Annotated in this window: 10 protein-coding genes; 1 reads left to right on the forward strand and 9 read right to left on the reverse strand. The window is 48.8% G+C overall.

Annotation, left to right across the window (positions count from 1 at the left end):
- Positions 1-244: 244 nt before the first annotated feature.
- Positions 245-616, reverse strand: a complete 372-nt coding sequence (locus tag DWZ54_RS07325) for a RidA family protein (RefSeq protein WP_118475170.1) — start codon at positions 614-616, stop codon at positions 245-247.
- A gap of 84 nt (positions 617-700) precedes the next feature.
- The gene (locus DWZ54_RS07330) at positions 701-2,965 is read right to left on the reverse strand and encodes an anaerobic ribonucleoside triphosphate reductase (protein ID WP_118475172.1); all 2,265 of its coding nucleotides are present in this window, start codon (positions 2,963-2,965) and stop codon (positions 701-703) included.
- Between the two features lie 348 nt (positions 2,966-3,313).
- Here DWZ54_RS07330 and DWZ54_RS07335 point away from each other — a divergent pair, with 348 nt between their 5' ends.
- Complete coding sequence (locus DWZ54_RS07335) at positions 3,314-5,143, forward strand: phosphoethanolamine transferase (RefSeq protein WP_118475174.1); 1,830 nt, start codon at positions 3,314-3,316, stop codon at positions 5,141-5,143.
- A 190-nt stretch (positions 5,144-5,333) separates the two neighbouring features.
- Here the strand turns inward: DWZ54_RS07335 and DWZ54_RS07340 are convergent, their stop codons facing one another.
- The 7 genes from DWZ54_RS07340 to DWZ54_RS07370 form a co-directional block, all read right to left on the reverse strand.
- Complete coding sequence (locus DWZ54_RS07340) at positions 5,334-6,245, reverse strand: AraC family transcriptional regulator (RefSeq protein ID WP_158573635.1); 912 nt, start codon at positions 6,243-6,245, stop codon at positions 5,334-5,336.
- A 131-nt stretch (positions 6,246-6,376) separates the two neighbouring features.
- Positions 6,377-7,531 (reverse strand): iron-containing alcohol dehydrogenase, encoded by a 1,155-nt coding sequence (locus DWZ54_RS07345; RefSeq protein ID WP_118475178.1) that lies wholly within the window; start codon positions 7,529-7,531, stop codon positions 6,377-6,379.
- Positions 7,532-7,546: 15 nt separating this feature from the next.
- Positions 7,547-8,494: a transketolase family protein gene (locus DWZ54_RS07350; protein ID WP_118475180.1), complete on the reverse strand. Its 948-nt coding sequence runs from the start codon at positions 8,492-8,494 to the stop codon at positions 7,547-7,549.
- Positions 8,495-9,358 (reverse strand): transketolase, encoded by an 864-nt coding sequence (locus DWZ54_RS07355; RefSeq protein ID WP_118475182.1) that lies wholly within the window; start codon positions 9,356-9,358, stop codon positions 8,495-8,497. It abuts the gene before it with no gap.
- Between the two features lie 12 nt (positions 9,359-9,370).
- On the reverse strand, positions 9,371-10,435 hold the full coding sequence (locus DWZ54_RS07360) for a zinc-binding dehydrogenase (protein WP_118475184.1): 1,065 nt from the start codon (positions 10,433-10,435) through the stop codon (positions 9,371-9,373).
- 17 nt (positions 10,436-10,452) lie between these two features.
- Positions 10,453-11,598 (reverse strand): Gfo/Idh/MocA family protein, encoded by a 1,146-nt coding sequence (locus tag DWZ54_RS07365; RefSeq protein ID WP_158573636.1) that lies wholly within the window; start codon positions 11,596-11,598, stop codon positions 10,453-10,455.
- A gap of 51 nt (positions 11,599-11,649) precedes the next feature.
- Positions 11,650-12,293, reverse strand: a 644-nt coding sequence (locus DWZ54_RS07370; protein WP_147369909.1) for a TIM barrel protein, incomplete at its 5' end; no start/stop codon positions are given.

Here is a 12,293-nt window from a genome sequence, read left to right on the forward strand (position 1 = left end):
GTATAAGCACAAATATATGTTTGTTGATTTTGTAGAACTGGCCAGTTCTTTCTGTTCAACAGAATAGCACGATTGTCATGGAACAAAACATACTTCATGCTTTTTTCATGTAAATTTTATCTTATTATAAGGCTTGTTGTACAACTTGTTCTTTTTTTTCTCATTATGAAAAAAGTTACTAAAAAGCAGCCTGCATCGCAGTGGATGCAGGCTGCTGATATCACACCTTGCAGGGAACGGCCGTTCAGCGGATGGCAATGGCCTCGATCTCGCACAGAGCACCTGCGGGCAGATTCTTGACAGCCACGCAGCTGCGGGCCGGTTTGCTGACGAAGTGCTTGGCATAGACTTCGTTGAACGCCTTGAAATCCGCGATATCCGCGAGGAAACACGTCGTCTTCACGACATGCTCCATATCCGTATCAGCCGCGGCAAGCACGGCCTCGATATTGCGGCAGCACTGTTCTGCCTGTTCCTCGATGGTCGTGGCGACAATCTTGCCGGCAGCCGGATCAATGGCAATCTGGCCGGAAAGATAGACGGTGCCGCTCGTGTGGATGGCCTGGCTGTACGGTCCTACGGCAGCAGGTGCTTTTTCGGTATGGATTGTTTTCATCTTGTACCCTCCCAAGTTCTTATCCTTATGGTACAACCATTGTACAACAAGCGGGAGGGAGTTACAAGTTTACACGTTGTATTTTCAGACTTTCATGCGTTTGATGCGCAGATGACCCTTCTCGATTTCCTTGCGGTGGCAGTGCGGGCACTCATTCTCGATGATGCCGGTGTAGCCGCAGACCGGATCGCGGTCAACCGGATGATTGATGGAGAAGTAGCCCATGTTGGCATCATGCATGGCGCGCACGATAGCTTCGAAAGCCTTGACATTCTTCGACGGATCGCCATCCATCTCGATGTAGGCGATGTGGCCGGCATTCTCAAGCGCATGATACGGCGCCTCGATGCGGATCTTGTCGATGGCCTTGATGGGGTAATAAACCGGCACATGACTGGAGTTGGTCATGTAATCGCGGTCCGTGACGCCCGGGATGATGCCGTACTTCTTGCGGTTTGCACGCTGGAACTGGCCTGCCGTGCTCTCAGCCGGCGTGCCAAACGTCGACCAGTTGCGGTGTTCCTCTTCCGTATAACGGTCCGTCATCTCGCGCATATGGCCGACGATCTTGAGGCCGAGCTGCTGCGCTTCCTCGCTCTCGCCGTGATGCTTGCCCGTAAGGGCCTTGAGGCATTCCGCCAGACCGCAGAAGCCGATGGAATACGAAGCATGCTTGAGCACTTCCTTGATGGAATCCGTCGGCTTGAGCTTCTCGCTGTCCATCCAGACGCCCTGTCCCATGAGGAACGGGTAATTGTAGACATGCTTCTGCTCGATGACGTGCAGTCGTTCCAGCAGGTAATCATGACTGAGCTGGATATAGTGATCATAGAGCTGCCAGAACTTGTCGAGATCGCCCTTGGCCTCGAGTGCCAGCTTCGGCAGGTTGATGGTCGTAAAGGAGAAGTTGCCGCGGGAACCGGATTCCTCCGGGCCGTTGACGTTGCTCATGACGCGCGTGCGGCAGCCCATCGTGGCAACAGCACTGTTGTAATTGCCCGGCTTGTAATACTGCAGGTTGTACGGCGCGTCGATGTTGACGAAATTCGGAAAGAGACGCTTGGCACTGACCTTGCAGGCTTTGAGGAAGAGATCGTAATTCGGGTCCGACGGATTGTAATTGATGCCGGCCTTGAGCTGGAAGACCGAGATCGGGAAAATCGGCGTCTCACCGTTGCCAAGGCCCGCCCAGATGGCATTGAGGACCTCGCTGATGACGAGACGGCCCTCAGGCGACGTATCAAGACCGTAGTTGATGGAGCTGAACGGCACCTGCGCACCGGCGCGGCTGTGCAGCGTATTGAAGTTGTGGATGAGTGCCTCCATGGCCTGATGCGTCTCTTCCACGACATCCTCACAGGAAAGGTGGTAGATGTTGCCGGCATCGAGACTCGTTTCCGTAGTCGGCTTATGGTACTCATCAACCAGGACGCTCTCCAGGGCCTTGACAATCGTCTCGACGCTCTCGCGTGCCTTTGGATCATCGTCATTCTCCGTATAATGGCATTTTGTCATGTCGAGCGCAGCGGCAAATTTCTGCTTGAAATCCGAACCCTTGCCGAACTGCGCCGCACCGAAGCGATAAATCATCGCCTTGTGCGCCTCATCGAGCACGGCCTTGCGGAAAGACTTCTTGACGCCTTCGGCCATGGCATAGTCGAACGCATTGATGCTCTGGCCGCCGAACATGTCGTTCTGATTCGACTGGATGGCAATGCAGGCCAGCGATGCATAGGCACGGATGGAATTCGGCTCGCGCAGGAAACCGTGGCCCGTGGAAAAACCGCCATGGAAAAGCTTCAACAGATCGATCTGGCAGCAGTTGAACGTGATCAGCGAGAAATCCTTATCGTGGATGTGGATGTAGTTCTCGCGGTCCGCTTCCGCAAATTCTTCATCGAGCACGTAATTGTCGACGAAATGCTTTGCACCCTCGGCACCGAGCTTCAGCATGATGCCCATGGAGGCATCCGTATTGATGTTGGCATTGTCGCGCTTGAGGTCCGAATCGACGGCATCGGCAAAGAAGATGTCGCGATACGCCTCCATCAGATGCTTCTGCGCCGCGCGGCGTTCCGCATGTTTCTGGCGGTACGTGATGTACTTCTTCGCGATATCGTAGAAATCGTACTTCATGAGCTCCTGCTCGACGATATCCTGGATCTCTTCGACGCTGACGTTGTCACGGTCCTTGATATCCCATTCAACCTGGCTCGTCACCTCGTCGATATCCTTTTCCGTCATCGTGCTGCCACCGTCCACATTGGCACCGGCAATGGCGTTGAAAATCTTTTCGCGATTATACGGCACGGTGTGGCCAGAACGTTTGGTTACGGTTTTTAAATTCATACTTCATCAGACGCCGCACCATATCGCTCATCTTGTGCAGCGTCACCCCGCCTCCCCTACATATTGTGTTTTGATTCATTGTGACAGGTATATATTGTAGCAGAGATGCCCGCATCTGGCAATCGGAAAAATTCTCCTAACGGACAGAGATACTCCATTATGGCCGCCTTTCAAGCGCTCCTGCCCGTTTTCTTCTAACCTCCAACAAATTGACGAAAGACAGGATATCAAGTAAAATAAGACGGGATTTTTATTTCAATTTTGCGGCACGAGATGAGGCCGCCAATCACCTTTAACGGATATTCTATCATTTAATGGATATTTTTTCAGAACCGAGGGAAGAACAACATGCTAGACTCTACGGAAAGGCAGGATCGTCTGATCCGCTGGCTGACGGCCGCGGGCATCTACTACATCTGCCTGATCGCTTTTTACATTGACATCGGCCAGGATATGGGTGCGGATTACTTCATACCGATCTTCGTTCCCGTCATGCTGGCACTCGTGCTGATCCAGTACGGCATGCGCGTGCCGCTTTTTTCCTGGGCAACGCTGCCGAACCTCTTCACAGGCCTGCTCTGGTGTGCAGCCTTTCCGCTGCTCTACACCTGGACGTACAGCCAGGACTGGTACATGTCCAAGATCTGCTTCGACTTCATCGTCGGCACATCGGAATTCATCCTGCTGACAGCCCTGGAAGCCGCCCTGTTCCGCCTGGGTCACGAGAAGATCGTCGCCGCCTTTATGGCGCTCCTGAACCTCATCGGCATCGTCATCCCCTTCATCCAGTTTGCCTACTACTGCATCGTCTGGCATTGCCTGTCGCCGGCCTCCCTGATGGCCCTCTACCTGACGAACTGGCGCGAGAGCATCGATTTCATCGAATCGAACGTCGGCATCCTGCCGGCCTCCATCATCATTCTCTGTCTCGCCCTCTTCCTCTACGCCTGCTGGCGCGGCCACATGGCCTTTGCGCGCCGTCTGCTGGCTGAGGATACGACGGCCGGCCGCATGGGTGCCATCGCACTCCTGACGGTATCGATGCTCGGCTCCCTTTACTGGTACCTGCCGCAGACCTCGATTGCTGACCTCTGGAAGGATGTCGACAGCTACGTAACGCAGACCCAGACGTACAGCATCGGCCATGACGAGCGCCTGAACAGCATGCATATCGAGGGCACGCAGACGCTGGCCGCCAAGGCCCCCGGCACCGTCATCGTCGTCATCGGCGAATCGGCCTCGCGCAATTACATGAAGGTCTACACAAATGACTACGAATACGACGATACGCCCTGGCAGAGCCAGAAGGCCGCGGACCCGAACTTCGTCTTCTTCCGGAATGCCTACTCTTCCTGGACGCAGACCGTCCCGACCCTGCAGCGCGCCCTGACGGAACAGAGCCAGTACAACGACAAGGAATTCTTCGAATCCGCCTCGATCCTCGATGTCGCCAAGAAATCCGGCTACGAGACATACTGGTTCAGCAACCAGGGCCGCTACGGCCAGTACGACAGTGCCATCACGCTCGTCGCCAAGACGGCCGACCATGCGGAATGGACGGATGACTCCTACAACTTCTCGGATAAATACGATGAAACCCTGCTGCCGTATCTCGCGCAGGTTGACCCGGCCAAGAACAACTTCATCGTCCTGCACATCATGGGCAGCCACATCTACTACAATAACCGTTATCCGGAAACCTTCAACACCTTCCAGGCTGACGACGGCTCATCCAGCATGACCTCCGCGGCATCCTACGCCAACAGTATCCTCTACACGGACTACATCCTCTCACAGGTTTTCGACTACGCACAGAAAAATCTCAACCTCAAGGCCATGGTCTACTTCTCCGACCATGGAGAAAACCTGACGATTTCGCATAACCCGGACGTCTTCAGCTTCGACATGGTCCGCATCCCGATGTGGATCTACATGTCGCCGGATTACCAGAGCGTCCTGCCGCGCCGTGCCAATGCCATGCGCGCACACCGTGACCGCTACTTCACCAATGACATGCTCTACGACACCATCTGCGGCCTTCTGAACGCCCCCTCAGAGCGTTACGATCCCGGCCAGGACTTCACGAGCAATACCTACCGCTTCACACGGGACACCCTGACCACCATGCTCGGCCAGTACCCGCTGACAGCCGACCCGGACGGCAGTCCGGAACAATAAACGACGAAACCTCCCTATGATTGATAATATTGCAGTCGACGGACCGTAAGTATTACTTTCTAGGGAGGTTTCTCTATTCCTTCAAAGACTCATAGCTAAAGCTTTACGGAATCCCTGGTCTAACCAGGGGTTTTCTGAATACAAAGACCGCCATTCATACAATGAATGGCGGCAAACATAGTAAGAACTTTCATACGGGATCTAAACTCAAACAGTGAGCCATGAGTTCCTTATTACGATATGACCTAGGGGAAAGGCCATATTCCCGCTTAAACATCTTGGCAAAATAGCTCGTATCATTGAACCCCACCTGATAGCATATGGTAATAATGCTATGATTTGTATTGGCTAAAAGCTGAGCTGCATGAAGCAAACGAATCTTATTGAGGTATTCACTTGGGGGCACCTCCGAGAGAAGAGAAAAGCAGCGATAACACTCACTCTTACTGACATTGGCGGCTTCTGCAATTTGACGGATGGAAATTGGTTCATTAAAATGCTTTCGTATGAACTCCACCATAATGCGCATGCGTTTTTCTCGAAGCATCTTACCGCGGCTTTGCCTGCCCCCCGGACGATGTGGGACAATAAGATAGAGACTGCGCCAGAGGCATATGAGTTTTTCTAGGACGAAAAGTTCATATGCCTCTTCGTCTTTATCGATGTCACGGATAGAAGCAAGCGCAGAAAGTACACGATTTCCCTCTTCATTGCTATTCTCGATAAGCAATGCATCTGGTAATTCCTGAATCAAAGGAGCGATATATTTCGTACACTGTATATTGCGTAAGAAATAGATAAATATCTGGGGATCTACCACAATATTATAACTTATCGTGCCGTTATCGGCCTTTTTCATAGAATGAATTGCCCGTGATGCAATATAGATTCCTGTTCCTTCCTTTACGGTATAGGCAATTCCATTTACTAAGAATCTGGCTCTGCCCTTTAATATAAGGTGGATCTCCATGCCATGGTGCCAATGGCTCGGAAAACTTCCATCTCGAAACGTATCAAATCGATCGACAAATTCTGCAAAAGGAACCATATAGGTCGACTCAATGTGCTCTTCCATAATCTCAGTATCCACTATCCTTGGCACATTCCTGTCCTCCTCATTTTGCATTTTGTCAAGACACCTTTATCTACAATCCAATCATATCCAAGATTTTCCCTTATTATATCGCTACGAGCTCTCGCATGCAATGCACAGGAAGCTATAATTCGATTGTATCAATATGATTCGAAGACATCTGTAATAAAAGCCTTGATTTCGTCCATGCCGGGAGCCCCTGGCGAGTTTGCAAAGGCAGCATCATGGGCAAAGAGCTTGGCTACATCCAAACAATCCTGGAGCGTATATCCAGACTCCCGGATGGATTTGATGCCGAGTGTTTTCATCAGGTTGGTGATGATATCCGCTATCTTTTCCGACAGCTTTTGTACATCCTTCTCCTCTGAATTGCTGAGCCCCAGTGCATCCGCCACCTCCAGGATATTCTCTGCCTTGCCATACTTTGCAGAATAGCGGATAGTTGCCGGTAATGCCCAAGCACACCCCAAACCATGCGGCACATGATGAACGGCACCAAAAGTTTGACTGAAACTATGCCCGATAGAGCAACCACATGCTGATATCGCCATACCGCCAATATTCGCAGCAAGCGACATCTTTTCACGCGCTTCCGCATTTCCCAGATCACGGACTGCTACTGGCAACCATTTCATGGTCAGACGAATTCCTTCCTTGCCGAATATATATCCGTACGGATTGTAATTCTTATTCGTGATGGCTTCCATACAGTGCGCAAGGACATCCATTCCCGTAGCAGCAGTGGGTCCAGCTGGCAAAGAATAGGTCAATACAGGATCAACAATAGCCATATCCGGCTTATAAACTGGCATTTCTTTTGTACCAGTCTCTTTATCAGCAATGACTGCCCACTGAGAAATTTCACTGCCGGTCCCTGCAGTCGTAGAAAGAGTAATAAGCTTCATAAGATGTTTGTCTTCTTGAATACCATAATAATCAGCAATGGTATTGCCTCCCTGGCTGATGATAATACCAATAGCCTTTGCTGTATCAAGCGTACTCCCACCGCCTACGGCCACAATACCATCGATCTTATTCTCACGGACAAATAACGCCCCTTCATCGCAGATTTCACTTGGCGCATCAGCTTGACAACGGTCAAACAGAAATACCTCGAGTCCGCCATCCTTCAAGACGTCAATGACCTGAGTTGCTACCTTGAACTCTATCAAAGCATGTTCTGTACAAACCATCACACGCTTCATACCGAGCTTTTTCGCCTGCACGGCTGTTTCTTTTGCTGCCCCTGTGCCAAATAACGTGGGGCAGAACGTATTCCACATATATGCACTCATATTGCTACCGCCTTATCAAAACAATGTATCCAAATATGTCATAACTGCTTCTACATCATAATGGAAGAAATGATAGAGTTCCTCCGCACTGCCAAAACCTGGATATACTTGCGGAATACCGAATCTCTTAAACGATTTGACAGAGGTTCCATGATTCATTAATGTATCAGCGACGGCACTAGCAAGTCCATTTTTCATAAGATGATCTTCCCAGACAATAATCCGACTGGTTTCCTCTGCTGCCTTCAGAACAAGTTCTTCATCTAATGGCTTCACGGTAAACATATCAATGATGCGAACGTCAATACCTTTCTTCTCCGCTTTTTGACCAACCTTCAGCGCATGACCTACCATCTCACCGCAGGCAATAATAGTAATGTCCTTGCCGTCCCGCAATACATGTCCCTTGCCAATCGTAAACTTTACATCATCGTCATAAAGAATCCGATTCTTCTTGCCAGGATCAATACGAATCGAAAGAGGACCCTCATAATCCATACTCTGCTCGATAATCTGGTGTACCTGAACAGGATCCGAAGCTGCGCATACCGTCATATTGACGAGCGATGAATATAATGCCATATCTTCCATCGCATAATGCGTTGATCCACCATTTCCCGTAAGACCCGAATAATTTGCAATGATACGTACTGGCAGATTCGGGTAACATACATCTGTTCGCACCTGCTCCAAAGCTCGCATACTCATGAAAGGCATCATACCGATAATGAATGGAACCTTTCCTTCATAGGCAAGACCAGCGGAAATCCCCACGACACATTGCTCAGAAATGCCTGTATCAATAAAACGGTCTGGATGTTTCTTCTGAAAGCCCTTGCAACCCCAGCCAATATCAGGAGTGAGAAGCCAGACGCGCTCGTCTTTATCTCCCAGAGATTCAATCGTATCACCGATAACGCTTCTGGACGAATTAAATTCATCCATTGTGATAGACTTTTTCATTTACTTTCCCTCCTTCGCTTCCTGATACGCTGTATCGAGATCTTTGAGTGCCTGCTCCAAATCCGACTCATTCATGCTTCCCGCATGCCATTTAATCTGACGTTCCATAAAAGAAATATTCTTTCCTTTTACCGTATTAGAAACAATGAGTGTCGGTTTATCGGTATCCGAAGCTGGAATAGAATCAAGCGCTTTTACGACCTGTTCCATATCATTGCCATCTGCAATTTCAATGACATTCCAGCCAAAGGCACGCCATTTGTCTGCATAGGGTTCCAATTTGACCGAGTCTTCAGAAAAACTTGTCATAAGCTGTTTATTACGATCAACCAAGGCAACGAGATTGCCGAGCGATAACGCATGCCCCATGATTGCGGCCTCCCAAACAGACCCCTCACATGTTTCGCCATCTCCCATAACACAGAATACTCGATGCTTTTCCCCATGCTGGCGAGCTGCGGCGGCCATACCAACGCTCAGCGCGAGACCATGTCCTAAAGATCCCGTCGATGCATCAAGCATCGGAAGCCTGTTCTTGCATGGATGCTGGCCGAACTTACTCCCCAGCTTCCCATATGTATCACAGATTTCCTCATAGGAAAAGAATCCCTTGCTCGCCATGACAATATACATAGCCACAGCTCCGTGTCCTTTACTCAGGATAAAACGGTCGCGTTCCGGGTTCTGTACCAACTCCGGCCCTACATGCATGGTATGGTGAAAAAGACATACAAGCGCATCCATCATTGACATATCTCCGCCCATGTGAATGCTGCCCTCATAGGCTCCACAGAGCAAACAAAGTTTTTTGCGCGCATCATAGGCCAAATCCTTCAGATGCTGTATTTCTTGCTTCGTTGCCATTTTTTATCCCTCCTAGAAGTCAATTGCAACAAAAATCTTTCCACACTGATAACTTGCAGCCAAATCAAGCGCTTCCTGATACTTCGTTGCCGGAATGACATGTGTCAAAATTTTATCAAGCGGCAGCACACCACTCTCGATAATCTGACCGACCTTGCGCATATAGTACTTCCCGAGGAACCCACCGTGGAGTTCCACTTCTTTTTTAAGAAGGATACCCACCTTGATTTCAGGGCGTGCAAGCTCATCATGGCCATATTGCAACACCTTGCCACGCGGGCGCACATACTCAATGCATTCTTCAATAAGCCCGCCAACTGCCTCAATACAATGATCGACACCTAGGCCATCTGTTTCCTCATGAATAACTTTTGCTACGTCTTCGGCTTCCGGGTCAACAACACGCGTCGCACCAACTTCCAATGCCTTGTTACGACGATATTCTACAGGTTCGGAAACAATAATCTTGCGACATCCACTAGCCTTCAGAAGAGCAATGAACATGAGTCCGATTGGTCCAGCACCTAAGACACATGCCGTATCACCCACATGGACATTGAGCTTTTCCAATGCATATCCGCAGCCTGCGAGCGGCTCAGCCATGCCCATCAATTCTGGCTTAGTATCCGGCCCCACCCGGTAAACGAATTTACTGGGCATGACAACATACTGAGTCAGGCCTCCATCTGCAAAAACGCCTAAAGTAAGTGCCTGGCCCTCAAATCCCGAATCCGGGCCAAGGAATACATTCTCGCATGCCTCAGGAAGGCCAGCCAAGCAATCATCGCAATGACCACAGGGACCATGCGGATCAATAATTACCTTGTCTCCTACTTTAAGGTGATTGACCGACGCTCCTACTTCTACAACCTCTCCACAAAATTCATGACCGAAAATAATATCTTTTTTGCAGGGATGGCGCTGCGGAGTTGCAAAGATATTGACATCTGTGCCGCAAATACAGCAACCATATATTTTAATCTTTACATCATCTGCTTTTTTAATTGTCGACACAGGACGTTCTTCATATGCAAACGTCCCTGGTCCTTTATAAATAATTGCTTTCTGCGTATCCATAGTGCTTCTCCTTTCTATTATTTAATCTCCACCCAACGGGAATCATTCTTAGCACTTTCAATAACAGCATAGAAGAATTTTACACCACTTACTCCTGTATCAACATTCGGGAAATCAAGATCATCATCCGTAAGAGGTTCATTATTGCAACGTTTCAAAATCGCAGAAATGAAGTTGCGGTAAACATTCGCAATCGCAATGTAATACCCCTCTGGATGGCCATAAGGAATGCGACCAAGTTTGCCAGCTGGTACATCAATGCCATCGCCCGATCGATAAAGAATCTGCGCTGCTTCACCAGCCCGTGCAAAGCGTACTTCATCAGGATGCGTCTGATGCCACTCTAAGGAGCCTTTTGTTCCGTAAATGCGGAGATTAATCTCATTTGGCGAGCCGCAGGCCACCTGGGAGAACCAGTACGCACCATGTGCGCCATTTTCATATTCAAGGATGATGTTATCATTGAGATCAAGCTTTTTACCAAATGTATCTGCTGTAGCAAGCAGGCGGCGGACTTTAAGTCCCGTTACATAATGAACAAGATGTTCTACATGCGTCCCATCATCAGCACAGGTATTTGAGATACCGCTATACTTTGGATCCGTACGCCAAATTCTCGTATTTACCTGTTCTTTCTCCGAGAGAAGCGGCAGGAAACATCCCTCCATATAATCCGCATTGATAGAGATGATATCACCAATATCACCGCGCGCAATCATCTGCTTCATGACCTTGCACATGACATAACCTGAATAGCAGTAATCAACCGCAAAAAGGAGATTCTTTTCTTTGGCAATACGTGCAAGTTCTTCTGCTTCTTCTGGCTTAAGCGTCAGAGGCTTCTCACAAACAACATTGATTCCATTTTCGAGGAATACCTTGGCTACTGAATAATGTACAAAATTTGGCGTACAGATTGAAACAAAGTCAATCTTTCCTGCTTCTTTTTTTGCCATTTCCGCTGCATCATAGTAGACACGTGACTTATCGACATGATATGCCTCAGCGCATTCATCATTCAATTCATCAATGGCTGAAAAACATCCACAAACAAGTTTGGCTCGCGGATCAAGAGCAATCGCCTTGCGATGACATTCACCAATGAGTGCCTTAAGATCGCCACCGACCATGCCATACGTTACCTGTTTTTTACGGTTTTCCATAATGCTTACCTCCATATCTTTACCTTTGCTAAATTTTTATTATCCTAAAATTTAGGATGAATCGCGTTTGTCATTACCAACCAACAATTGTTTCCATATATATAGACTGTCATCTGTATCTTCCTGCGGAAGATATTCAGGACAGATGGTCCCTTCATAACCTTTTTCTCTAAGCATATGAAGCAAATATCTAAAATTAATCTCACCAGTTCCCGCCTCATGACGGTCCGGTACATCTGCTAGATGAATGTATGGTGCAATGTCCAGATTCTCTCGTATATGCTCCCAGAGATTGCCATGCATGAGTTGCATATGGAAAACATCGAGCAAAAGCCGAACATAATCCGAATTCACCGCTCGAATAATAGCTGCACCTTCTTCTGTATCCGTAACTAACATACCATTGTCTGCACCATGGTTGTTGAGCGGTTCTAACAAAAGTGTTATGCCTGAAGATTCCAGCTTAGGTTCTAGTCTCATGAGAAGAGCCGTAATCGCAGCAATACCATCCGACTTGGTGTATTTATCGCAGAAATTCGAACAGCCTTCCTTTGTAAAATGGTTGGGAAACATAATGATATACTTCGTACCAAGTTTTTCGGCAACCTTTATGGTCCGCTCCACCCAGCGAATACATTCTGCCTGATGTTGCCGATGTTCGCGTCGGGTGAAATTCGCCAAATTGCGTCGGTCGA

This window comes from Mitsuokella sp. AF33-22, assembly GCF_003475755.1.
Classification (GTDB): Bacteria; Bacillota; Negativicutes; order Selenomonadales; family Selenomonadaceae; genus Mitsuokella.

Coding starts and splice junctions, on each gene's coding strand:
- DWZ54_RS07365 (WP_158573636.1), bottom strand. CDS start 11,598: ATGGAAAACCGTAAAAAACAGGTAACGTATGGCATGGTCGGTGGCGAT.
- DWZ54_RS07325 (WP_118475170.1), bottom strand. CDS start 616: ATGAAAACAATCCATACCGAAAAAGCACCTGCTGCCGTAGGACCGTAC.
- DWZ54_RS07355 (WP_118475182.1), bottom strand. CDS start 9,358: ATGGCAACGAAGCAAGAAATACAGCATCTGAAGGATTTGGCCTATGAT.
- DWZ54_RS07335 (WP_118475174.1), top strand. CDS start 3,314: ATGCTAGACTCTACGGAAAGGCAGGATCGTCTGATCCGCTGGCTGACG.
- DWZ54_RS07330 (WP_118475172.1), bottom strand. CDS start 2,965: ATGAATTTAAAAACCGTAACCAAACGTTCTGGCCACACCGTGCCGTAT.
- DWZ54_RS07360 (WP_118475184.1), bottom strand. CDS start 10,435: ATGGATACGCAGAAAGCAATTATTTATAAAGGACCAGGGACGTTTGCA.
- DWZ54_RS07350 (WP_118475180.1), bottom strand. CDS start 8,494: ATGAAAAAGTCTATCACAATGGATGAATTTAATTCGTCCAGAAGCGTT.
- DWZ54_RS07345 (WP_118475178.1), bottom strand. CDS start 7,531: ATGAGTGCATATATGTGGAATACGTTCTGCCCCACGTTATTTGGCACA.